Raw genomic sequence first — 22,798 nt, 5'->3', positions numbered from 1 at the left:
GGTCGGCGGCCCCTTTACGCGCGGGGCGCCCTTCACCCTGAGCGCGACATGGGGCGCCCGAACGCACGTGGCTCGCACGGCAGTTGGCGGAGCGCCCCTGACGTGCTCCGGCTGCCCCGGGGTCTCTCCTGAACCGGCGCTTACCGTTCGGAACGGTCGGAAAGGCTGTCGGCGTGCATCCGGCGGACGCCGGTGCCGTGCCGGAGCGCTCGGGACGGACGGTGCCCCACCGGTCCGTTCCCGGGCGCGTCGCACGCCACGACCAAGGAGGACCTTCCATGCCGCCCACAGCCGACGACCGTGAGCTCTTCGACGAACTGCGGGAACTGCTGGCCGTCACCGTCGAGGACGTGTCCGTCGAGGAGGTCGGCCTCGACAGCGACCTGAAGGACGACCTCGGTGTCGACTCGCTGGCCCTGCTGGAGCTGATCGCCGCGATCGAGGACCGCTGGCAGGTCCAGGTGCCGGTGGACGACGCGGCGCGGCTGACCACGGTCCGCGAGATCGTCGACCATCTCCTCTCCGTGGTCCCCGCCCCGGCCGGTGGCGCCGCGTGAGCCCACTGGACCGGGCCGCGCGGACCCGTGACGAGCCCGCCGCCGTCGTCACGGGGCTGGGCATGACCACGGCCCTGGGCGGTGACGTCCCGTCCACGTGGTCGGCGCTGCTGGACGGCGCCTGCGGGGTCGAGAGCCTCGACTTCGGCTCCCCGGACGGCCCGCCCCAGGTGTATCCGGCGGCGCCCGCCGCCGTGGACCCCGGCTCGGAACTGTCGCCCGCGAAGGCCGCCCACTGCGACCGTTCCGCGCAGTTCGCCCTGGTCGCCGCGCGGGAGGCGCTGCGCGACGCCGGCCTGGAGGGGACGCGCCTGGCGGGCGGCGGCTCCCGGGTCGTCGTCATCGTCGGGGTGGGGCTGGGCGGGCTCATCAGCATCCTGGAGCAGAACCGCAGGCTGGAGGCCGGCGGTCCCGGCCGGGTCAGCCCCCGGGCCATCCCGGTCATGCTGCCCAACCACGCCGCCGCCGAGGTGGGCCTGATGGTCGGCGCCACGGCCGGGGTGCACACCCCGGTCAGTGCCTGCGCGTCCGGCGCCGAGGCCCTCGCCCAGGCCCTCGCCCTGATCCGGGAGGACCGCGCCGACGTGGTGATCGCCGGCGGCGCGGAGGCCGGCCTGCACCCCCTGGTCTTCGCCGGGTTCGCCCGGCTGCGCGCGCTGTCCCGGCGGTGCGACGACCCCGAGCGGGCGTCCCGCCCCTTCGACGCCGACCGAGACGGCTTCGTGATGGGGGAGGGCGCCGGCATGCTGGTGGTGGAGAGCGCCGGGCACGCCGCGGCCCGCGGCGCCCGGGTGCACGGCCGCCTGACCGGCGCGGGCATCACCAACGACAGCCACCACGTCGCCCAGCCGGCGCCCGGTGGCACGGGCTGCGCCGCCGCCGTGACCGCCGCCCTCAACGACGCCGGTCTCTTCCCGGAGGAGGTCCGGCACGTCAACGCGCACGCCACCTCCACACCCGTCGGCGACCTCAGCGAGGCCCAGGCCCTGCACACGGCGTTCGGGAAGGTGCTGGACGACGTGGCGGTCAGCGCGACCAAGGCGGCCCTCGGGCACACCCTGGGCGCCGCCGGCGCCATCGAGGCCGTCACCACCGTCCTCGCCCTGCGGGACAGAACGGCGCCGCCCACCCGCAGCCTCGAACGCGTGGACCCGGCGATCGATCTCCACGTGGTCGGCCGCCGTCCCGAACCGCTGCCCGCCGGACCGCTGGCGGCGGTCAGTACGAGCATGGGTTTCGGCGGGCACAACGTCGCGCTGGCCTTCACCACCGTCCCGTGAACCAGCACCGGCGTCTCACGCATCACCGTGCCGTCGACTCCCGCCCCGCGAGCCCACGTTCCGTGGACCCTCGTCCCGTGAGTCCCCGCCCCGCCGGCGCCGACGGCCCCCCGGCGTGGGCGGCGGACCGGCCGCGCACCGTGCTGATGTGTCCCGGGCAGGGCGCCTACCTCCCAGGCGCCCTGCGTCACCTGCGCGAAGTGCCCGCGGTCGCCGAGGTGCTGGCGACCGTGGACGCCCACACGCCGGACCGCGGCCCCGCCGCCGTGCCGGTCGGCCGGCTCCTCACCGAGGCGGACGCCCCGGGCCCCGAGGAACTCCTGCGCGCGGACCCGCTCGGCTTCGACCTGGCCACCTACGCCGCGGTGGTCGCCGCCGCCACCGTCCTGCTCGACCTCGCCGGCCCCTGGATCGACGCGGTCCTCGGCCACAGCGTCGGGGACCTGGCGGCCCTCACCGCCGCCGGGGCCGTCACCGTGCGCCAGGGCGTCCAGCTGCTGCTCGTACGCGACCGGCTGCTGCGGACCGCCGCGCTCCCGGCGGCCGGCATGGTGGCCACCGACGCCGGCGCCGACCGGGCGGCGGACCTGATCCGTACCTGCGGCACGGAGCGGGTACGGATCGCCGCCCGCAACGCGCCCGCCCAGACGGTCCTCGCCGGTCCCGACGGCCAGCTCGTCCGCCTCCAGCGGGCGCTGCTGGACGACGGGCACCGGGTGACCCGGCTGACCAGCCGCACCGCCTTCCACCATCCGCTGCTCGGGGAGGTCCACCGGTCCTTCCGCCGTCTGCTGCGGGCCCAGCCGATCGCCCGCCCCGCCCTCGCCGTGCACACCACCGCCGGGCACTGGGCGCGGACCCCCGCCCAGCTGCGTACCGCGGCCGCCGCCCACCTCACCGAACCCATGGCCCTGCACCACACCCTGTGCGCCCTGCGCCGGGACGGCTTCACCACCTACCTCGACAGCGGCCCCCGGGCCCTGCTCAGCGCCCTGGTCAAGGCCGGCCTGCCCGGCTGTGCGACCGCCGCGCCGCTGCGCACCCCCGTCGGCGTCGAGCGGATGCGGCAGCGCCTCACCGCTGTCGCCCCGCCGCACCACCCCGGTCGGGGGGCTTGGTAGTCTGCCGAGGCCAGTCACGCCACCTCGGTGGTCAGGGAATCCGGTGGGAATCCGGAACTGACGCGCAGCGGTGAGGGGGACGGGCGGGGCACTGACGCCACTGGGACGGGAACCGCGCGACGGCGGGAACGGTCCTGGGAAGGCGCCTCGTCCGGACGAACCCGAGTCCGAAGACCTGCTGGCACCTCCGCGCTCCGTGCGGAGGTCGATCACAGGCCAGGCTCCGCGTCCAGAGCCCCGACACCCGAGGCATGCCCGTGCTCCGTTCCGTCCCCCGTTCCGCAGCCCTGCTGCTCACCTCCGTCCTGCTGCTCACCGCCTGCGGCACCTCCGGCGGCGACGCCCCGGCCGCGGACGGCTCCCCGTCCGCCGGCCGGCCGGTCACCCTCGAGAACTGCGGACACCGTGTCACCCTGAAGTCGGCGCCGCGGCACGCCGTCTCCCTCAACCAGGGCAGCACCGAGATCCTGCTCTCCCTCGGGCTCGCCGACCGCCTGGCCGGCACCGCGACCTGGACCGACCCCGTGATGAAGGGCCTGGAGAAGGCGAACGCCGGGGTGCCCCGCCTCGCCGACAACGCCCCCTCCTTCGAGAAGGTCCTGGACTCCGGGCCCGACTTCGTCACCGCCTCGTTCGTCTCCACGCTCGGCACGGGCGGCGTCGCCACCCGCGAACAGTTCGAGAAGCTGGGCGTGCCCACCTATGTCTCCCCGTCCGACTGCGCCGCGGGCAAGGACAACGACAGCGGCGGCGACGGCTCCCGCAGCACGCCGCTCACCCTCGACACGGTGTACGGCGAGATACACGACCTGGCGCACGCCTTCCGCGTGGACGAGCGCGGCGACGAACTGGTGAAGCGGCTCAAGGCGCGGGTCCGCGAGGCCACCGACGGCCTCCAGGCGTCCGACGTCTCCCTCATGTACTGGTTCGCCAACGCCCAGTCGCCCTACCTCGCCGGGTGCTGCGGCGCCCCCGGCGCCATCACCCGCGCCCTCGGCGCGCGGAACGTCTTCTCCGACACCCACGACGAGTGGCCCCAGATCAACTGGGAGACCGTCGCCGACCGCGACCCCGACGTCATCGTCCTCGGCGACCTGACCCGCCAGTCCCAGACCGCCGAGACCGCCAAGGCCAAGATCCAGTTCCTGGAGACCAACCCGGCCACCCGCAACCTCACGGCCGTGCGGAAGAAGCGGTACGTCCTGCTGAGCGGACAGGCGATGAACCCGTCCATCCGCACCGTGGAGGGCATCGAAAAGGTGGCGGCCGGCCTGCGGGACCTCGGACTCGCCGAGTGACCGGCATACGGACCCCCTTGCTCACCGCGGCCGGGCTGGCCGCGCTGGCGGTGTCGGTCGCCGTCGCGGTGACCATCGGACCGGCCGACATCTCCACCGCCGACGTATGGACCTCGGTCGCCGCCCACCTCGGGCTGGGACAGACCGGCCTCGCCCCGCTGCGCGACGGCATCGTGTGGGACCTGCGCATGCCGCGCACGATGCTGGCCGCGGTGTGCGGCGCCGGCCTCGCGCTGTGCGGGGCGGTCATGCAGTCCCTGCTGCGCAATCCGCTGGCCGATCCGTTCGTGCTCGGGGTCTCCTCCGGCGCCTCGACCGGGGCGGTCGCCGTGATCGTGCTCGGCGTGGGCGGGGGAGCGGTGTCGCTGTCCGCCGGCGCGTTCTTCGGCGCGCTGTTCTCCTTCGGGCTGGTCCTGCTGCTCAGCCACAGCCTCGGCGGCAGCGTCGACCGGGTGGTGCTGTCCGGGGTGGCCGCCATGCAGCTGTTCTCCGCGCTCACCTCGTTCACCGTGCTGACCTCGGCGGACGCGGAGACCACCCGGGGCGTGATGTTCTGGCTGCTGGGCTCGCTCACCGGCGCCGGCTGGACCGAGGTGCTGCTGTGCGCGGGGGTGCTGGCCGCCGTACTCGTGGTCTGCCTGGTCCACTCCGCCACCCTGGACGCGTTCACCTTCGGCGAGGAGGCCGCGGCGAGCCTCGGTGTGCGCGTGGCCCGCACCCGCCTCGTCCTGCTCTGCGCCACCGCCCTGCTCACCGCCGCCCTGGTCAGCTGCGCCGGGGCGATCGGCTTCGTCGGCCTGGTCCTGCCGCACGCCACCCGCGCGCTCACCGGCGCCGCCCACGCCCGGCTGCTGCCGGTCACCGTGCTGACCGGGGCCGTCTTCCTGGTGTGGGTGGACACCCTCGCCCGTACCGTCCTCGACCCGCAGGAGATCCCGGTGGGAGTGGTGACGTCCCTCATCGGCGTGCCCGCCTTCGTGGCCGTCCTCTACCGGGGCCGGAGGCGGACGTGAACGAGCCCGAGACCGTCGTCTCCGAGACGACCGGTGAGATGGCCGGTGCCGAGACGACCGGCGAGACGGCCGGTGCCGAGACGACCGGCGAGACGGCCGGTCCCGAGACGACCAGTGAGACGGCCGGCCCCGAGACGGTCGGCCAGACGGCCGGCCCCGGGACGGCTGTCCCCGAGACGGCTCGCGAGACGGCCGCTCCCGGGGCCGGGGGCCTGCGCGCCGACCGCGTGGGCCGGCGCGCGGGCGGCCGGCTCGTCGTGGACGGCGTCACCCTCGCCCCCCGCCCGGGCGAGACGGTCGGCCTGCTCGGCCCCAACGGGTCGGGAAAGTCCACGCTGCTCAGACTGCTCGCGGGCGTGCTCCAGCCCGCCGCCGGCGTCGTCACCCTCGACGGCAGGCCGCTGACCGGCGTCGGCCGACGGACCGCGGCCCGCCGTATCGCCACCGTCGAACAGCACGCCCACACCCAGACCGAACTGACCGTCCGGGACGTCGTCGCCCTCGGCCGCATCCCGCACCGCCGCCCCTGGGCGGCCGGGTCGGCCGCGGACGGCCGGGCCGTCGCCGCCGCCCTCGACCGCACCGGCCTCACCGACCGGGCGGACCAGTCCTGGCACACCCTGTCCGGCGGCGAACGCCAGCGCGCCCAGATAGCCCGCGCCCTCGCCCAGGAACCGCGCGAACTGCTGCTGGACGAACCCACCAACCACCTCGACATCCAGCACCAGCTCGACCTGCTGGAACTGGTCGTGAGCCTGCCCGTCACCACGGTCGTCGCCCTGCACGACCTCAATCTCGCGGCGATGTACTGCGACCGCGTCCTCGTCCTCGGCGAGGGCCGGGCCGTCGCCGAGGGAACCCCGGGCGACGTCCTGACCCCCGCCCTGATCGAACGGGTCTACGGCGTCCGCGCCGAGGTCACCGACGACGGCCACGGCCACCCGGTCATCCGCTTCCTGCGCCGCACCGACCGGCCGTCCCCGCCCCTGCCCCCGGCCTGACGCTCACCCCGGGCCGGTGAGGTACCGGTGGAGCATGGCGACGAGTTCGTCCTCCAGGCGCCGGGTGTCCAGCGGGTCGGGAGCCGAGCAGACCTTGTGGACCACCAGCTCCACCGTGGTCACGGCGAGCCGGGCGGCGGCCTCGGTGTCGGCCACCCGGACCTCGGGGTGGTTCTCGAACAACTCCTGGGTGTACCGGAAGCGTTCCGCCTCGTAGTCGTTCACCTTCGCCAGCAGTTCCGGCGACCGCGGTGCCTCCTCGGCCATGATGCGCAGCAGCCGCGGATCGTCGACGTGGTTCTCGATGGCGGCCCGGACGAACACCCGGAGGGTGTCCTCCAGCGATGCGGGCAGCCCCTCGGCCAGGTACCGGGCGACACTGGCCTCCCCGGCTTCCAGGTGCCGGGTCACCAACTCCACCAGGATCGCGTCCTTGTTCGGGTAGTACTGGTAGAGCGAACCGATCGAGACCCGCGCCCGTTCGGCGATCCGGTTGGTGGTGCCCGCCGCGTAGCCGTACTCCTCGAAAATGTGAGCAGCCGCGTCCAGGATGCGCTGCCGGGTCAGCTCGGCGCGGACCTGACGGGGCTGTTTACGTGGGGCGATGGCGCGTCGGCCGGATGTCATGGAACCTCCTGGTCAGGGCCGCGAAAGCGAGTGGCGAACGACCTGAGTAATTGCTCACAATAGTGGCATGACCTGCGGCGGAGCCGTCAAGGACGGCTGCCGATCCTCCTGTTGGGAAGGACCCTTCATGACGCATGTCGCCACGCCTTGCCGGAGCGTTCCCCCGGACGAGGTCCGGGCCCGGCTCGGTGAACCCGACGCCATGACCGCGGCGAAGAAGACCGACCGCCTGGACGCCTACTTCCGCCGGTTCATCGCGCACTCGCCGTTCCTCACCATGGCCACGGCCGACGCCCGGGGCCGCGCCGACTGCTCGCCCCGGGGCGACTACCCCGGCTTCGTCAAGGTCCTCGACGACCGCACGCTCGCCATCCCCGACCGCCCCGGCAACCGGATCGCCGACTCCTTCCGCAACCTCGCCGAGAACGACGGCATCGGGCTGCTCTTCCTCATCCCCGGCATGCGGGAGACGCTGCGCGTCAACGGCCGCGCCCGGCCCACCGACGAGCCCGACGTCCTGGCCCGGATGGAGACCGAGGCCAGGCGGCCGGTGCTGGCCCTCCTGGTCGAGGTGGACGAGGTGTACTTCCACTGCGGCCGCGCGCTCATCCGGTCCCGCCTGTGGGACCCCGCCGCCCAGGCACTCGCCGACGAGATGCCCTCGGTCGGCGAAGTCGCCGTCGCGCAGTCCGGCCTCGACATCGACCCGGAGATCATCGCGAGCCGCCTCGAAGAGGGCTACCGCGAACTGTACTGACCCGGCCCGGACACCGCCGCACACCGAAGGACACCGCCCCATGCCACCGTCGCCGCCTCAAACCCCATCGCCCCAGGCCCCTCCGCCCCTGTCACCACCGCCCCAGGCCCCTCCGCCCCAGGCCCCTCCGCCCCTGTCACCACCGCCCCGGCAGGCCGTCGTCGTCGACCGCATGGCACCCCTCACCGAGGACGTCGTCTCCCTCACCCTCAAGGGCGCCGAAGGCCGCCCGCTCGCCCCCTGGGAGCCGGGCGCCCACATCGACGTCTCCCTGCCCAACTGGCTGACCCGCCAGTACTCGCTGTGCGGGGACCCCGCCGACCGGGACGCCTACCGGATCGCCGTGCGCCACGACCGCCTCAGCCGGGGCGGATCGGAGTACATCCACCGCTTCCTGCGCGCCGGGCGCGGCCTGGAGGTGTCGGCGCCGCGCAACCACTTCCGGCTGCTGCCCGCGCCGGGCTACCTCTTCCTGGCCGGCGGCATCGGCATCACCCCCGTCCTGCCGATGCTGCGGGCGGCGACGGCGGCCGGGACACCCGCCCGGCTGGTGTACGTGGGCCCGTCGACGGACACGATGCCGTTCGCCGACGACCTGCGCGCGCAGTACGGGGACCGGGTGCGCCTCGTCGCCACCCGGGAACAGGGCCGGCCCGACCTGCGCGCCCTGGCCGCGGAGCTGGACGACGCCAGCCTGGTCTACTGCTGCGGCCCCGCGCCCCTGCTGTCCGCCGCCGAGGCCGTCTTCCCCGCCGGGCGTCTGCACGCGGAACGGTTCCGGCCGCTGCGCCGGGAGTTCGGCCCCGACACCGCCTTCGAGGTGGTGTGCGTCCGGTCGGGCGGCACCGTGCAGGTGCCGGAGGGGAAGCCGATGCTCGACGCCCTGGCCCACAGCGGCCGGGCGGTGTCCGCCGGCTGCCGGGAGGGCGTCTGCGGGAGCTGCGAACTCACCGTCCTGGGCGGCGAACCCGACCACCGCGACGACATCGGCGCCCCGGCGGGCCGCATGTATCCGTGCGTCTCCCGCGCACGGTCGGCCCGGCTCGTCGTGGACCTGTGAGCCGTACCACCGAACCACCACGACGAGAGCGAGACAGCGATGAGTCTGCTGCCCAAGACGCGCATGCCCCGGACCCGGCGCATGATCACGCTGGAGGTGCGGGCGACCGAGCGGCTGAGCCCCACCTTCCTGACCGTCACGCTCGGCGGTCCCGAACTGGCCCACCTGGAACCCATGGGACACGACCAGACCGTACGGCTGTTCTTCCCCCGCGCGGGCCAGGAGCGGCTGCGGATGCCGCGCCGCGACAGCGAGGCGTGGATGGCCGAGGTGCTGCTGATGCCGAAGGCGAGCAGGCCCTGGGTGCGCAACTACACCATCCGCCGCATCCGGCCCCGACTCGGGGAACTGGACATCGAGTTCGCCCTGCACGGTGACAGCCCGGCCTCCGCCTGGGCGCGGGGCGCCCGGCCCGGCGACCCGGCCGGCGTCTTCGACATGGGCATCACCTACCTGCCGCCCGAGGACGCCGCGTGGCAGCTGCTCGTCGGTGACGAGAGCGCGCTGCCGGCCATCCTGGCCATCCTGGACGGGGCGCCCGCCTCCCTCACCGGGGACGTGTTCCTGGAGGTGCCGGTCAAGGCCGACTTCCGTACGGACCTCGCCGTTCCCGAGGGCGTCACGGTGCACTGGCTGGCCCGCGACGGCGCCGCACCGGGCGCGGCGGCACTCGACGCGGTGCGGCACGCCGAGCCACGGCCGGGCCGGGGATACGTCTGGGCGGCGGGGGAGTCCCGGCTGGCCACCGGTGTACGCCGCCACCTGGTGCGGGACCGGGCCGTGCCCAAGTCGGACATCGCCTTCCACGGCTACTGGCGCCAGGGCCGGCCCAGCCCCGGCTGAGCCCGGCGCCGACACGCCTCCCACGCCACCCCCTGCTCATTGGTACAGACCAGTACCACGATGCACCCAGGGCGATCAGGTGTGTCAAGGGCGGAGCGGCGACCAGAATTTCTCGAATCGGTGTCAACGCGCGGCCGGGCCACGGGTGTTGACACCGCCGCTTGGTCTAGTCCATTGTGAGGCCTCGTTCGGCGGGTGGCACAGGAGACCGGTGTCCGCCGCCCCGCCCCGCTCCGCCACCCGGCCCCGAGCGGAACCGCAGCCCCTCCCGCGTGCGCACAGTGGCACGCCCTCCGCACAGACCGCCGTCCACGGCAGGTGCGACGGCGACGACTTGGAGCACCACATGGCCACACCCGACCCCTACCTGTACCGAGCCGCCTCGGACATCCCCTACTTCAGCGCGGACGCGGACACCTACCTCGCCCGCACCCAGCTGCGCGACCTGGAGAAGACCCGCCCCCTGCGGGTGCTGACCGAGGAGCAGTTCGCGCACTGGCAGACGTACGGCTACACCGTCGTCGAGCAGGCCGTACCGGCCGAGCACGCCCGGCGCCTGCTGGACTTCGCCTGGGCGTTCCAGGGCCTGGACCCCGACCGCCCGGAGACCTGGTACGAGGAGCGCCCCTACCGCTCCGACCTCGACCGCGAACTGCACATCTACGGCTTCGTCGAGGCCTACCACCACCAGCTCGTCTGGGACAGCCGCCAGACCCGGCGGGTCTACGACGCCTTCGCCGACGTATGGGACTGCGCGGAACTCTGGGTCACCCTGGACCGCCTCAACCTCAACCCGCCCAACGTCAAGAACCGCGACCGCGCCCTGATCGAGCAGCGCGAGCGCGGCTTCGACATCGAACTCCACTGGGACGTCGACACCACCCTCGGCGTCCTGCCCCAGCGGGTCCAGGGCATCATCGCCCTCAATGACACCGAGCCGGACCACGGCGGCTTCCAGTGCTGCCCCGAACTCTTCCGCCGCTTCGACAACTGGAAGGCCCTCCAGCCCGCCGGCCGCGACCCCATCCGGCCCGCGATCGACCGCGCCGAACTGCCCGTCGTACGACCCGACCTGAAGGCCGGCGACCTGCTGATCTGGAACGGCCTGCTCGCCCACGGCGTCGCGCCGAACACCTCGGGCGGCGGGGTGCGCGCCGTGCAGTACCTGTCGATGATGCCCGCGCTGGAGGAGCACGAGGAACTGCGCCGCTCCCGCGTCGAGTCCTGGCGCACCCTCGCCACCCCCGAGTGGAACGCCACCCTCCTCGGCGACGCCCGCCGGCCCGAGTCCGAGCGGTACCCGACCGCCGAACTGAACGACCTGGGCGCCCGCCTGCTCGGCCTGAAGTCCTGGCACGACGGGAGCGACACCGACCGGCCCACCGGGGACACCGCATGCGCCGCATCTGCCTGACCCTGCCCACGAACCGGGCCTGCCCCGAGACCATCACCGCCCTCGGCGCGGAGGCAGCGTACGCCGTCGAGCGGCACACCGACGTCGAGGTCGAGGTACTGATCCTCGACTCCTGCGCCCCCGCCGTGCGCACCGCACACGCCACCGTCGTCCGGCGCCTGCCCGCCCACCCGCGCATCACCGTCCACCACCTCGACGAGGCCGCCCAGCGCGCCTTCCTCACCCGCGTCGTCACCCGCTCCGGCAGCGCCGAACCGGACCTCCTCCTCGACCTGCTCCTCCCCGACGGCCTCTCCTACGGCGCCTGCACGAACCGCGCCTTCCTGGTCGCCGCCGCGCTCGGCTGCGAGTCCGTCCACCGCCGCGACTCCGACAGCCGCTACCAGCGCCTGGACGGCCGTACGGTCTTCCCCGTCCACCACGAACTGGCCGCGCTCGGCAGACCCGCCGGGCAGGCCGACGTCACCGACACCGCGCTGCCGGCGGCGTACGCGGACCGGACGGTGGCGATGGTGGGCGGCTCCTTCATCGGCGAACTCTCCGTCGACATCGCCGACATGCGCCGGGCCGACCCGGACGTCTACCGCGACGTGGTCGGCCTGTGGGCACCGGACCAGTGGCCTGCCGCACGCAAACGCGAACTGGCCGAGGAGTCCTTCCGGGGCGCGGGCACCGAGCCGTTCACCGGGGACCGCTCACTGCTCACCCTCGTCGACCCGATGCGCGTCGACATGTGCAACATCGCCTTCCACGGGGTGCACGAACGCGTGCCGCTGCCACCCGCCCGGGACACCATCGGCAGCGACTACTTCCTGATCCACCTGGTCCACGACGCCCGGCTGCCCGGCGTCCTGCACAACCGGCACATCGTCAACTACCACACCGGTGAACGCCGCACCGACGACGGCTTCCGCGCCTATCAGCTGCGCTTCGTCAAGTTCCTGCTGTCGATGCTCCACTTCCACCACGTCTACGACCGGATGGCGGACGCCGGCGACGCCCTGCTGGACGACACCGGCCGGGTACGTCCCACCGCGATCGCTGCGTTCGCCCGGGAGAGCACGGGCCTCGACCGGACGGAGAACACCCGGCGGCTGGACACGGTCGACGCCGCCTACCGGCGCCTCGGCGGCCGGTACGCCGACGTCGCCGGCCTGCTGGCCGCCCGCCGCGCCCGCCTCCTGGACGAGGCCCGCGACGACATGGCGGACTTCGCGCTGCTGACCGAGGCGTGGGAACCGCTGATGGCCGCCGCCCGATGCACCGAACCGACCGCACCGCCCGGGCAGTTCGCGTGAGCACCCTGACCGGGACGGCCCCGGCGCTCAGCGCGCCGCTCGCCGCGGCCCTCGCCGACGCGGGCCCGGACCGCCTCGTCCTGGACCTCGGCGGCATCGCCCGCGCCCACGCCACGCTGCGCCGCGAACTGCCCGGCGTACACGTCCGGTTCGCCCTGAAGGCGTGCCCGGTGGACGAGGTCGTCGGCACGCTGGCCCGGGCCGGCGCCGGAGCCGACGCGGCGAGCCCCGCCGAGATCGAGCAGGCCCTGCGGGCGGGTGTGCCGGCCGACCGCGTCCACTACGGCAACACCGTCAAATCCGACCGCGACATCGCCGCCGCCCACCGGCTCGGCGTCCGCACCTTCGCCACCGACAGCCTGGAGGACGTGGCCGCCCTCGCCGCGCACGCGCCCGGCGCCCGGGTCTTCTGCCGGGTGGCGGCCCAGGGAGAGGGCGCGGTGTGGGGCCTCTCCCACAAGTTCGGGTGCGCGCCCGCGGACGCGGTCCGCGTCCTGGAACACGCCCGGGAGGCGGGGCTGGTGCCGTCCGGCCTCTCCGTGCACGTCGGCTCCCAGCAGATGACGGCCGAGGCGTGGCGCCTCGCCGTGGACGACCTCGCCGGGGTGCTGCGCGCCCTGCGCCCGCGCGGCATCACCCCCGACCACGTCAACCTCGGCGGCGGCCTCCCGGCCGTGGGCTACCTCGACCGGCACGGCCACCCCCTCGACCCGCCGCTGGACAAGATCTTCGCGGTGCTCCGGGAAGGCATGGACACCCTGCGCCGGGCCCACGGCGGCCCCCTGGACTTCGTCGTCGAACCCGGCCGGTACCTCGTCGCCGACCACGGAGCCGTCCGCGCCCACGTCGCCCGGCTCGCCCGGCGCCGGGAACCGGGCGGGGCGGACCGGTACTGGCTGTACCTGAGCTGCGGCAAGTTCAACGGCCTCTACGAGATGGACGCGCTCCAGTACCGGCTGGTCTTCCCCGGCCGCACCGGCGGCGGCCCCACCGTCCCGGCCGTGGTCGCCGGACCCACCTGCGACAGCGACGACGCCTACTCCCACGAGGACGGCCACGTCCGGGTACCGGCGGACCTGGCGTCCGGCGACCCCGTCTGGGTGCTGTCCAGCGGCGCGTACGCCCTCAGCTACACCACCCGCGGCTTCAACGGCTTCCCCCCGCTGCCGTACACCGTCACGGGCGGCGCCGATGACTGAACCCGTACGGGTCCGCCGTATCACCGGCACCGACTGGGACGCCGTCGCGGCGCTGGAGCACGACGCCTACGCCCCGCTCGGCCTGTCCGAGGGGCGGGCCGCGCTCCAGTCCCGGGCAGCCGCCTCGCCGGAGACCTGCTTCGTCCTCGACGTCGGCGGCCGGACGGCCGGGTACCTGCTGGCCCTGCCGTACCCGGCGCTGAGCGTCCCCGCCCTCGGCCGGATCGAGCGGGCCGCCGCCGCGCCGCCCGGCAACCTCCACCTGCACGACATCGTCGTCGCGCCCGCCCTGCGCCGCCGGGGACTGGCGCGGCACCTGCTGCGCCGGCTCGCCGGCACCGCCCGCGTCCGCGGCGACGAGCGGATCTCCCTGGTCGCCGTGGGCGGCAGCGACCGGTTCTGGACGGCCCGCGGCTTCGTACCGCACCCCGACGTCACCCCGCCCGGCGGCTACGGCCCCGACGCCGTCTACATGTCCCGGCCGGTGCCGGCCCCGCGTGAAGTGAGCTGATGCGCATGCCCCTGCTCCACGATCCGTTCCGCCGCGGCCAGTTGGCGGCCGCCACGCTGTTCTGCTCGCTCGGGTTCCAGTACGCCACCTGGGCGGCGCGGATTCCGGCCCTGAAATCGAACCTGGGGCTGAGCACGGCCGAGGTCGGGGTGCTGCTGATGGCCGCCGGTGTCGGTGCGGCGGTGTCGTTCCCCCTGGTGGCCTGGCTGATGCGGCGGCTGGGCTCCCGGCGGCTCGCCCTGCTCTCCCAGCTCTGCCTGGCCCTGCTCCTGCTCGCCCTGGCGGCGGCGCCGAACTACCACGTGGCCCTGCTGGTCATGTGCGCCGACGGCGTGCTCGTGGGCTGTCTGAACGTCGCCATGAACGCGCAGGGAGCGGCTCTGGAGGCCAGGTTCGAGCGCACCACCATGGCCCGGCTGCACGCCACGTTCAGCGCCGGATCACTGCTCGCCGCCCTGGTCGCCTCCGCCATGACCACGCTGACCGGGTCGGTCGGCGCGCACTTCGGTGTGGCCGTCGCCCTCCTGCTGGCCCTGGGCGCCACCGCCCGCACCGGACTGCTGGACGAGGACAGGGACAGGGACAAGGACAAGGCCAAGGCCAAGGACAAGGCCGGGGACGAGGCCCGGGACGGGAACGGCGGGGCGACGGACGCGCCCGCGCCGGCCGAGCGCCGCCGGAGCTGGACCGTGCCCACCGCGCTCACCCTGTGGATGTGCTGCGCCATGGTCTTCGGCACGGTCGCCGAGGGCGCGATGAACGACTGGTCCGCCCTCTACCTGAAGGACGTCGCCGGGGCGTCGGCCGGGCTGGCGCCGCTCGGCATCGCCGTGGTGTCGGGCGCCATGGTGATCGCCCGGCTCTTCGCCGACGGCTGGCGCGACCGCTGGGGCGACCGGCGGGTCGTCCTGCTCGGCAGCGCGCTGGCCGCCACCGCCCTGACCTGCGCCCTGCTCGGCGGCGGCGTCCTGCCGGCCCTGCTCGGCTTCGCCTGCGTCGGCCTCGGCATCGCCGCCGTGACGCCCTGCGTCTACGCGGCGGCGGCCCGGCAGGGCTCGGACGCGCTCACCCTTGTCGCCGCCATGGGCACCACCGGCCTGCTGGCCGGACCGCCGCTCATCGGGTTCGTCGCGGACGCCGCCTCGCTGGCGTGGGGCATGGGCGCCGTCGCCGGGTCGGCGGCCGTGGTGGCTCTGTGCGGTACGCGGATCAACTGGGAGCCGGTGGGCGCCGCGGCCCCCGCCGCCGTTCCGGTCACTCCCGCAGAGCCGCCTCGGGTCCCATGACGACGACCGGTTTCCGGGCCGGGTCCAGCGCCTTCAGCAGCACCCGCATGTGCTCCTCGCGCAGGGAGACACAGGCGTTGGTCGGCCCGTCGTGGTCGACGTGGATCCACACCCCGCCGCCCTTGTCCTCGCCCAGCGGCCGGGTGTTGTCCAGCGGGGTCGTGCCGGGCACCCGGTTGTAGTCGATGGCGACGACGTAGTCGAACGAGCCCTCCAGCGACTCACCGAGGTGCCCGGTGCCCTCGGCGTCGAAGTCCGGGTGCTGGTCGTAGGGGAGTCGGGCCCAGGGGGCGGGCAGCCGCCCCCCGGCGTCGCTGAGCGTGAACACGCCGATGGGGGTGCGCAGGTCCCCGGCCTCGTGGTCGCGGGTCCAGCCGCGCAGCCCGTTGTGCGCCGGCCACGGACCGGCGACGGCCCGCCAGCCGTGCCCGGCGTCCCGCTCGTACAGCACGACCCGGGCCCGGTTGCCGTCCTCCGTCGTGCCCCGCACCACCACGGCCTGCCGGGAGGCGGCCGGGACCCGGTCGCGCAGGGCGGGCCCGACCCCGGGAAGCGGGCGGGGGGCGGTTCTCGCCGGAGGGGCACCGGGCGCGGGCGAGCCCTGCGCGGACGAGCCGCGCGGCTCCGGGGTACAGCCGGTTCCCAGCAGGCCGGTGCACACCACGGCGCCGAACGCGCACACCAGCACTTTCCTCAGCGTCATACCGAACTCCGCCTCCGTACGTGGACCTAGTCATTGCTTGACCGCTTCCGGTACGGGTTTCCCGCGGGCCGCCCCGCCTCCCCCGTTCGGCGCAGACGGTGCCCCGGTGGCGGGATGAGTTCACCCGGCCGGGACGGACGCCCCCCGCCCGGCCGCCGCACACCCCACCGCCAGGAGGTACCCGCTCGCGGCATCCGGCGGGCAGGCCGGGACATGCCCTGCCGGCCGTCAGGACCGGTACCGCCCGGCCAGCTCCGTGCTCTGCCCGCCGAACGCGGCGAGGTCGGCGTCGAAGACCCGCTGGAGCAGGCTCGCGTCCTCGACACCAGGGGCGCAGACCGTCTCCCCCAGCTCCAGGCCGCGCAGACCGGCGGTGACCACGTCCTCGGCGGACATCCGGGGCACCCCGCTCAGGTCCAGGCCCTGCCGCTCGTGGAACTCCGTCGCCACCACACCGGGACACAGCACCTGCACCGCGACCCCGGTACCGGACAGCTCCGCGGCCAGCACCTGGGACATCGCGACCAGATGGGCCAGCGCACCGGCGTAGACCGCGCGCCGGGGCAGCTGGGACGCCGGGGCCGGGCCGCTGAAGGCGATCATGCCGGCCACGTTGACGATCGCGCCCGCGCCGCGGGCCAGCATGCCGGGGACGGCGGCGCGCGCCAGCAGGGTCGGGGCGGCCACCTTGACCTGGACCAGTTCCCGGGCCTTGGCCGCGGGCAGGTCGGCGAACGGCATGTAGTGGGCCACGCCCGCGTTGTTGACGAGCATCGTCAGGGGCTCGGTGGCACACACGTCCGCGACCGCGTCCACCCCTTCACCGGTGGACAGGTCGGCGATCAGGGGACGGACCTCGACGTCGGGGAACTCGGCGGCGAGCGCCTCCAGCCGGTCGGCGCGGCGGCCGACGGCCACCACGTCGTGTCCCAGTCCGGCCAGCCGCCGGGCGAAGGCCCGGCCGATGCCCGACGAGGCGCCGGTGACGAGTGCGAGCTGGTGCATGACTGCTCCTGTGTACGGGGTGCGAGAGGCTGTACGGGGTGGGTGGGGCCGCGCCTCCCGGAGGGCGGCCGACTCCACGGTGGCCCACTCGTCCGGAGGCAGCCATCGCCCCCGCGGTCCTGGTACCGCCGGTGCCAGGACGGCGGACGGCCGCCCCGCCCCACGGACCCGCGGCGCCGGCCCCGCGCGGTCAGGACGGCGGAGCCGGCAGCGGCAGCGCGGCCAGGGCGCGGGCCGCGTGCACGAGGTTGGACGCCATGGCCTTGCCGGTCGACACCGACCAGTCGTGGCCGCGGTCGTCGTCGAGGAAGTCGGGCCCCGGGCCGGGACCGAGGTGCCAGTACGTCCAGGACTGGCCGGGGACGGTGTAGCCGATGTCGACCAGGGCGCCGTTGATCTCGCTGATGACGTGGTGGGCGCCGTCCTCGTTGCCGGTGACGACCACCCCGGCCACCCGGTTGTAGGCGACGGGCCGTTCCTGGTCGTCGGTCTCGCTCAGCATGGCGTCCATCCGCTCCAGCACCCGCTGGGCGACCGAGGAGGGCCGGCCCAGCCAGGTGGGGGAGGCGATGACGAGGATCTCGGCGGCGAGGAGCTTGTCGTGCACGGCGGGCCAGTCGTCACCGCCGCCCATGTCGGTCTGTACGCCCGGCTTCAGGTCCAGGTCGACCGCCCGGACGGTGTCCACGCTCACCCCGTGTCCCTGGAGCGAGGAGATGACGGTCGCGGCGAGCGCCTCGGTGTTCGACGGCTCGGGCGACGGCTTGAGGGTGCAGTTGATGACGAGTGCGCGCATGTGCCTGAGCCTTCCCCCGACGGCCCGTCACAGGCGGCGCGTTCCCGGCCCTCACCCGCCCGGCGAGTGGGCTGCCTCACATGGCGTAACCGGGGTGCCGCCGCCACCATGGTCTCGTCACGGGCCGGCTGAAGGGATCGCTGATGTTCCGCAAGGTGCTGGTCGCCAACCGCGGTGAGATCGCCATCCGCGCGTTCCGCGCGGGCTACGAACTGGGCGCGCGGACGGTCGCCGTCTTCCCGCACGAGGACCGGGGCTCCCTGCACCGGCTGAAGGCCGACGAGGCCTACGAGATCGGTGAGCCGGGCCACCCGGTGCGGGCCTACCTCTCCATCGAGGAGATCGTGCGGGCGGCACGCGACGCGGGCGCCGACGCCGTCTACCCCGGCTACGGGTTCCTGTCCGAGAACCCCGGCCTGGCCCGGGCCTGCGAGGAGGCCGGCATCACCTTCGTCGGCCCGAGCGCCGGCATCCTGGAACTGACCGGCAACAAGGCCCGCGCCGTGGCCGCCGCCCGGGAGGCCGGCGTACCCGTACTGGGCTCCTCAGCGCCCTCCACCGACGTGGAGGAACTGGTCCGCGCCGCCGACGAGGTCGGTTTCCCCGTGTTCGTCAAGGCGGTCGCGGGCGGCGGCGGGCGCGGCATGCGCCGCGTCGAGGACCCCGCGCACCTGCGGGAGGCCATCGAGGCGGCGTCCCGGGAGGCGGCGTCCGCGTTCGGCGACGCCACCGTCTTCCTGGAGAAGGCGGTGGTCGAACCCCGCCACATCGAGGTGCAGATCCTCGCCGACGGCCACGGCGACGTCATCCACCTCTACGAACGCGACTGCTCGGTCCAGCGCCGCCACCAGAAGGTCATCGAACTCGCCCCCGCACCGAACCTCGACCCGGCCCTGCGCGAGCGGATCTGCGCCGACGCGGTGCGCTTCGCCCGGCGGATCGGCTACCGCAACGCCGGCACCGTGGAGTTCCTCCTCGACCGCGACGGCAACCACGTCTTCATCGAGATGAACCCCCGCATCCAGGTCGAGCACACGGTCACCGAGGAGGTCACCGACGTCGACCTGGTCCAGGCCCAGCTGCGCATCGCCGCCGGCGAGACCCTGGCCGGCCTCGGGCTCTCCCAGGACACGGTGACCCTGCGCGGCGCGGCCCTCCAGTGCCGGATCACCACCGAGGACCCCGCCAACGGCTTCCGCCCGGACACCGGCCGCATCAGCGCCTACCGCTCACCCGGCGGCTCCGGCATCCGCCTGGACGGCGGCACCACCCACGCCGGTACGGAGATCAGCGCGCACTTCGACTCGATGCTGGTCAAACTCACCTGCCGGGGGCGGGACTTCGCCACCGCGGTGAGCCGGGCCCGGCGTGCGGTGGCCGAGTTCCGCATCCGCGGCGTGGCCACCAACATCCCGTTCCTGCAAGCGGTCCTGGACGACCTCGACTTCCGGGCCGGCCGCGTCACCACCTCCTTCATCGAGCGGCGCCCCCACCTGCTGACGTCCCGGCACTCCGCCGACCGCGGCACCAAATTGCTCACCTACCTCGCCGACGTGACGGTCAACAAACCGCACGGCGAACGCCCCGCCCTGACCGACCCGCTGACCAAGCTCCCGCCGCTGCCCGCGGGCGGACCTCCCGCCGGCTCCCGCCAGTCGCTCACCGCACTGGGCCCCGAGGGCTTCGCCCGCCGGCTGCGCGAGTCACCCGTCCTCGGCGTCACCGACACCACCTTCCGCGACGCCCACCAGTCCCTGCTGGCCACCCGGGTCCGCACCAAGGACATGCTCGCCGTCGCCCCGGTGGTGGCCCGCACCCTGCCCGGACTGCTCTCCCTGGAGTGCTGGGGCGGCGCCACCTACGACGTGGCCCTGCGCTTCCTCGCCGAGGACCCCTGGGAGCGGCTGGCCGCGCTGCGCGAGGCGGTGCCCAACATCTGCCTCCAGATGCTGCTGCGCGGCCGCAACACCGTGGGCTACACCCCGTACCCGACCGAGGTGACCGACGCGTTCGTCGAGGAGGCGGCGGCCACCGGCATCGACATCTTCCGCGTCTTCGACGCGCTCAACGACGTCGACCGGATGCGCCCGGCCATCGAGGCCGTACGCGCCACCGGCACGGCCGTCGCCGAGGTCGCCCTCTGCTACACCGCCGACCTCTGCGACCCGTCCGAGAAGCTCTACGCCCTCGACTACTACCTCCGCCTGGCCGAGAAGATCGTCGCCGCCGGGGCCCACGTCCTGGCCGTCAAGGACATGGCGGGCCTGCTGCGCGCCCCCGCGGCCGAGACGCTGGTGTCGGCCCTGCGCCGGGAGTTCGACCTGCCGGTGCACCTGCACACCCACGACACGGCGGGCGGCCAGCTCGCCACCTACCTGGCCGCCGTACGGGCCGGGGCGGACGCGGTCGACGGCGCCGTGGCGTCCATGGCGGGCACCACCTCGCAGCCGTCCCTGTCCGCGATCGTCGCCGCCACCGACCACTCCGAGCGGCCCACCGGCCTGGACCTGAGGGCCGTCGGCGACCTGGAGCCGTACTGGGAGAGCGTCCGCAAGGTCTACGCCCCCTTCGAGGCGGGCCTGGCCGCGCCGACCGGCCGCGTCTACCACCACGAGATCCCCGGCGGCCAGCTCTCCAACCTGCGCACCCAGGCCATCGCCCTCGGCCTCGGCGACCGCTTCGAGGACATCGAGGCGATGTACGCCGCCGCCGACCGGATGCTCGGCCGCCTGGTCAAGGTCACCCCGTCGTCCAAGGTGGTCGGCGACCTGGCCCTGCACCTGGTGGGCTCCGGGGTCGACCCGGCACGGTTCGAGGCGGACCCGGACCGGTACGACATCCCCGACTCCGTCATCGGCTTCCTCCGCGGCGAGCTGGGCACCCCGCCCGGCGGCTGGCCCGAGCCGTTCCGCTCCAAGGCGCTGCGGGGCCGAGCCGAGGCCGTACCGGTCACGGAACTGTCCGCCGAGGACCGCGCCGGCCTGGCCGGGAACCGGCGCACCACCCTCAACCGGCTGCTGTTCCCCGGCCCGTCCCGCGAGTTCGAGACCCACCGGCAGACGTACGGCGACACCGGCGTCCTGGACAGCAAGGACTTCTTCTACGGGCTGCGGCCGGGCACGGAGTACACCGTCGACCTCGAACCCGGCGTACGGCTGCTCATCGAACTCCAGGCGATCGGCGAGGCCGACGAGCGGGGCATGCGGACCGTGATGGCCGGTCTCAACGGGCAGCTGCGGCCGATCCAGGTCCGGGACCGGGCGGCGGCCTCCGACGTCCCGGCGACCGAGAAGGCCGACCGGGGCGACCCCGGGCAGGTCGCGGCGCCGTTCGCGGGTGTGGTGACCCTCGCGGTCGCCGAGGGCGACCAGGTGGCGGCCGGGACCACGGTGGCCACCATCGAGGCGATGAAGATGGAAGCGGCGATCACCGCTCCCCGGGCGGGCACGGTGACCAGGCTGGCCGTCAACCGCGTCCAGCAGGTCGAGGGCGGGGATCTGCTGGTCCAGCTGGGGCCGGAGCCCCGCCGCTAGGCGTCGACGGGTACACCGAGCCGGGCCGCCACGGCGGTGAGGGTCTCGCCCAGCGGGAGCGCGACCCGGGTGACGGCGTGCCGGTCGCCCCGGGTCGGGTCCAGGTTGACGATCAGCACCGGCGTGCCGGCCTCGGCCGCCTGCCGGACGAACCGCAGTCCGGACATCACCGTCAGGGAGGAGCCCAGCACCAGCAGGGAGGCCGCCGAGCGGACCAGCGCACGGCAGTGCTCGACCCGCCGCGGCGGCACCGCCTCCCCGAAGAACACCACGTCGGGCTTGAGGACGCCGCCGCAGACCGCGCACGGCACCACGCGGAAGTCCCCGACCTGGTCGTCGGTGAGGTCGGCGTCCCCGTCGGGGTTGATGTGCGCGGCCACCGGCGCGAAGTCCGGGTTGGCCGCCGCCAGCCGCCGGGCGAGTTCCCGGCGCGGGCCGAGGTCGCCGCAGGACAGGCAGACGACCCGGTCCAGGCTGCCGTGGAGCTCCACGACCCCCTCGCTGCCGGCGGCCTGGTGCAGTCCGTCGACGTTCTGGGTGATCACGCCCGACAGCAGGCCCCGCCGCCCGAACGCGGCCACGGCCCGGTGCCCCGCGTTGGGGCGGGCCCGGCCGAAGGTGCGCCAGCCCAGGTGACTGCGGGCCCAGTACCGGCGCCGGGCTTGAGCGTCGCCGGTGAAGTCCTGGTACGTCATCGGGGTGTGCCGGCTCAGGCTCCCGCCCTCGCCCCGGTAGTCGGGGATGCCCGACTCCGTGGAGATCCCCGCCCCGCTGAGCACCAGCACGCCGCCGGCCCCCAGCGCCTCGGCGACCGGCTCCGGGTCGGTGGTGCCCGGCGGCAGGTCCTCGGTGGGGGTCCAGCTCAGGGTGGGGCGCATGCGCATGCCGCAAGGGTACGGAACCGGCGCGGACGCGTGACGCCGTGCGCAACGACTCCGGCCCGGACCTCGGCGCGGACGCGGCCGCCCGGTCGCGGCCGGCGACCGGACGAGCGGCCGGACGAGCGGCCGGGCCGGCGACCGGGTCAGCGGGCGGGCGGGGCGAACTCCGGCTGGTCCAGCAGCCGCAGCCAGCTCCCGTCGGGCTGCCGCCGGACGACCTGCGCGCGGGCACCGGTCCCGTCCTTCGGCGGCGTGGCGGTGAGGGCGATGTCACCGTCGACGCCGACCAGGGTCGGCAGCGGCGGCTCCGGCTCGAAGCGGGGACGGCCGGACAGCACCTTCTCCCACAGCGCGCGGATCGCCTCCCGGCCCACGGTCACCTCACCGGGCGGGTAGGCCAGCACCGCGTCCTCCTCGTAGAGCGCGGCGACCCCGACGGCGTCACCGGCGTTGGACCGCGCGACGAACAGCCGGGTGATGTCCTCGGGCCGCTCGGCCTTCTCGTACGTCTCGTACGCGTATTTGTACTCGTACTCCGCCACGACTTCCTCCTGACCTCGAACTCCGTGCTGTCCAGCCTGTCCGAGCCGCCGATCAGAAGTCCAACAGATGGTT

At 74.4% G+C, this 22,798-nt stretch carries 21 protein-coding genes and 1 riboswitch; of the genes, 15 read left to right on the top strand and 6 right to left on the bottom strand.

Annotation, left to right across the window (positions count from 1 at the left end; all coding sequences use genetic code 11):
* Window positions 1–278: 278 nt before the first annotated feature.
* The 6 genes from ACIQR3_RS05710 to ACIQR3_RS05685 all read left to right on the top strand — a co-directional run bounded on the left by ACIQR3_RS05710 (window position 279) and on the right by ACIQR3_RS05685 (window position 6,270).
* The gene (locus tag ACIQR3_RS05710; protein ID WP_403534592.1) at window positions 279–557 is read left to right on the top strand and encodes an acyl carrier protein; all 279 of its coding nucleotides are present in this window, start codon (window positions 279–281) and stop codon (window positions 555–557) included.
* Window positions 554–1,837, top strand: coding sequence for a beta-ketoacyl-[acyl-carrier-protein] synthase family protein (locus ACIQR3_RS05705; RefSeq protein WP_403534589.1), 1,284 nt, complete (start codon window positions 554–556; stop codon window positions 1,835–1,837). Before ACIQR3_RS05710 ends, ACIQR3_RS05705 begins: the two co-directional genes overlap by 4 nt.
* Before the next feature lie 77 nt (window positions 1,838–1,914).
* Entirely contained in the window at window positions 1,915–2,958 is a 1,044-nt protein-coding gene (locus ACIQR3_RS05700) for an ACP S-malonyltransferase (RefSeq protein WP_403534586.1), read from the top strand.
* Window positions 2,953–3,156: riboswitch (cobalamin riboswitch) on the top strand. (Overlaps the previous gene by 6 nt.)
* A gap of 53 nt (window positions 3,157–3,209) precedes the next feature.
* Window positions 3,210–4,256, top strand: coding sequence for an ABC transporter substrate-binding protein (locus ACIQR3_RS05695; RefSeq protein ID WP_403534583.1), 1,047 nt, complete (start codon window positions 3,210–3,212; stop codon window positions 4,254–4,256).
* Window positions 4,253–5,269: a FecCD family ABC transporter permease gene (locus tag ACIQR3_RS05690; protein ID WP_403534581.1), complete on the top strand. Its 1,017-nt coding sequence runs from the start codon at window positions 4,253–4,255 to the stop codon at window positions 5,267–5,269. Before ACIQR3_RS05695 ends, ACIQR3_RS05690 begins: the two co-directional genes overlap by 4 nt.
* Window positions 5,266–6,270: an ABC transporter ATP-binding protein gene (locus ACIQR3_RS05685; protein WP_403534578.1), complete on the top strand. Its 1,005-nt coding sequence runs from the start codon at window positions 5,266–5,268 to the stop codon at window positions 6,268–6,270. Before ACIQR3_RS05690 ends, ACIQR3_RS05685 begins: the two co-directional genes overlap by 4 nt.
* A gap of 3 nt (window positions 6,271–6,273) precedes the next feature.
* Here the strand turns inward: ACIQR3_RS05685 and ACIQR3_RS05680 are convergent, their stop codons facing one another.
* Complete coding sequence (locus ACIQR3_RS05680) at window positions 6,274–6,897, bottom strand: TetR/AcrR family transcriptional regulator (RefSeq protein WP_403534575.1); 624 nt, start codon at window positions 6,895–6,897, stop codon at window positions 6,274–6,276.
* A 127-nt stretch (window positions 6,898–7,024) separates the two neighbouring features.
* Here ACIQR3_RS05680 and ACIQR3_RS05675 point away from each other — a divergent pair, with 127 nt between their 5' ends.
* The 8 genes from ACIQR3_RS05675 to ACIQR3_RS05640 all read left to right on the top strand — a co-directional run bounded on the left by ACIQR3_RS05675 (window position 7,025) and on the right by ACIQR3_RS05640 (window position 15,265).
* Complete coding sequence (locus ACIQR3_RS05675) at window positions 7,025–7,654, top strand: MSMEG_1061 family FMN-dependent PPOX-type flavoprotein (RefSeq protein ID WP_403534572.1); 630 nt, start codon at window positions 7,025–7,027, stop codon at window positions 7,652–7,654.
* Between the two features lie 172 nt (window positions 7,655–7,826).
* Window positions 7,827–8,714, top strand: coding sequence for a PDR/VanB family oxidoreductase (locus ACIQR3_RS05670; protein WP_403534570.1), 888 nt, complete (start codon window positions 7,827–7,829; stop codon window positions 8,712–8,714).
* Window positions 8,715–8,753: 39 nt separating this feature from the next.
* Window positions 8,754–9,557 (top strand): siderophore-interacting protein, encoded by an 804-nt coding sequence (locus tag ACIQR3_RS05665; RefSeq protein WP_403534567.1) that lies wholly within the window; start codon window positions 8,754–8,756, stop codon window positions 9,555–9,557.
* A gap of 346 nt (window positions 9,558–9,903) precedes the next feature.
* On the top strand, window positions 9,904–10,971 hold the full coding sequence (locus tag ACIQR3_RS05660) for a phytanoyl-CoA dioxygenase family protein (RefSeq protein ID WP_403534565.1): 1,068 nt from the start codon (window positions 9,904–9,906) through the stop codon (window positions 10,969–10,971).
* Window positions 10,953–12,269, top strand: coding sequence for a DUF6271 family protein (locus tag ACIQR3_RS05655; protein ID WP_403534562.1), 1,317 nt, complete (start codon window positions 10,953–10,955; stop codon window positions 12,267–12,269). The genes ACIQR3_RS05660 and ACIQR3_RS05655 overlap by 19 nt, the downstream gene beginning before the upstream one ends.
* Window positions 12,230–13,468, top strand: coding sequence for a type III PLP-dependent enzyme (locus tag ACIQR3_RS05650; protein WP_403534559.1), 1,239 nt, complete (start codon window positions 12,230–12,232; stop codon window positions 13,466–13,468). Before ACIQR3_RS05655 ends, ACIQR3_RS05650 begins: the two co-directional genes overlap by 40 nt.
* Window positions 13,461–13,979 carry a GNAT family N-acetyltransferase gene (locus ACIQR3_RS05645; RefSeq protein WP_403534556.1) on the top strand — a complete coding sequence of 173 codons (519 nt, stop codon included), beginning with the start codon at window positions 13,461–13,463 and terminating at the stop codon, window positions 13,977–13,979. The genes ACIQR3_RS05650 and ACIQR3_RS05645 overlap by 8 nt, the downstream gene beginning before the upstream one ends.
* A gap of 5 nt (window positions 13,980–13,984) precedes the next feature.
* Window positions 13,985–15,265, top strand: coding sequence for an MFS transporter (locus tag ACIQR3_RS05640; protein ID WP_403535439.1), 1,281 nt, complete (start codon window positions 13,985–13,987; stop codon window positions 15,263–15,265).
* Here ACIQR3_RS05640 and ACIQR3_RS05635 read toward each other — a convergent pair.
* From ACIQR3_RS05635 to ACIQR3_RS05625, 3 genes are all read right to left on the bottom strand, one after another.
* A complete protein-coding gene (locus ACIQR3_RS05635; protein ID WP_403534553.1) occupies window positions 15,234–15,968 on the bottom strand; it encodes a L,D-transpeptidase family protein in 735 nt (244 codons plus the stop codon). The two genes, ACIQR3_RS05640 and ACIQR3_RS05635, sit on opposite strands and share 32 nt — an antisense overlap.
* Before the next feature lie 228 nt (window positions 15,969–16,196).
* On the bottom strand, window positions 16,197–16,973 hold the full coding sequence (locus ACIQR3_RS05630) for an SDR family NAD(P)-dependent oxidoreductase (protein ID WP_403534550.1): 777 nt from the start codon (window positions 16,971–16,973) through the stop codon (window positions 16,197–16,199).
* A 190-nt stretch (window positions 16,974–17,163) separates the two neighbouring features.
* Window positions 17,164–17,769 (bottom strand): flavodoxin family protein, encoded by a 606-nt coding sequence (locus ACIQR3_RS05625; RefSeq protein ID WP_403534548.1) that lies wholly within the window; start codon window positions 17,767–17,769, stop codon window positions 17,164–17,166.
* Window positions 17,770–17,912: 143 nt separating this feature from the next.
* On the opposite strand from ACIQR3_RS05625, the gene ACIQR3_RS05620 reads away from it, so the two are divergent.
* Window positions 17,913–21,302, top strand: a complete 3,390-nt coding sequence (locus ACIQR3_RS05620) for a pyruvate carboxylase (RefSeq protein ID WP_403534545.1) — start codon at window positions 17,913–17,915, stop codon at window positions 21,300–21,302.
* Here the strand turns inward: ACIQR3_RS05620 and ACIQR3_RS05615 are convergent.
* Together ACIQR3_RS05615 and ACIQR3_RS05610 are read right to left on the bottom strand one after the other, a co-directional pair.
* Window positions 21,299–22,186 carry an NAD-dependent protein deacetylase gene (locus ACIQR3_RS05615; protein WP_403534543.1) on the bottom strand — a complete coding sequence of 296 codons (888 nt, stop codon included), beginning with the start codon at window positions 22,184–22,186 and terminating at the stop codon, window positions 21,299–21,301. The genes ACIQR3_RS05620 and ACIQR3_RS05615 overlap by 4 nt on opposite strands.
* Window positions 22,187–22,326: 140 nt before the next feature.
* Window positions 22,327–22,725: a YybH family protein gene (locus ACIQR3_RS05610; RefSeq protein WP_403534540.1), complete on the bottom strand. Its 399-nt coding sequence runs from the start codon at window positions 22,723–22,725 to the stop codon at window positions 22,327–22,329.
* Between the last annotated feature and the right edge of the window lie 73 nt (window positions 22,726–22,798).

It is taken from the genome of Streptomyces sp. NPDC090994 (assembly GCF_044768905.1).
Classification (GTDB): Bacteria; Actinomycetota; Actinomycetes; order Streptomycetales; family Streptomycetaceae; genus Streptomyces.
The sequence above is the reverse complement of the archived record's forward strand: the minus strand, read 5'-3'. Positions and strand labels throughout refer to the sequence as shown.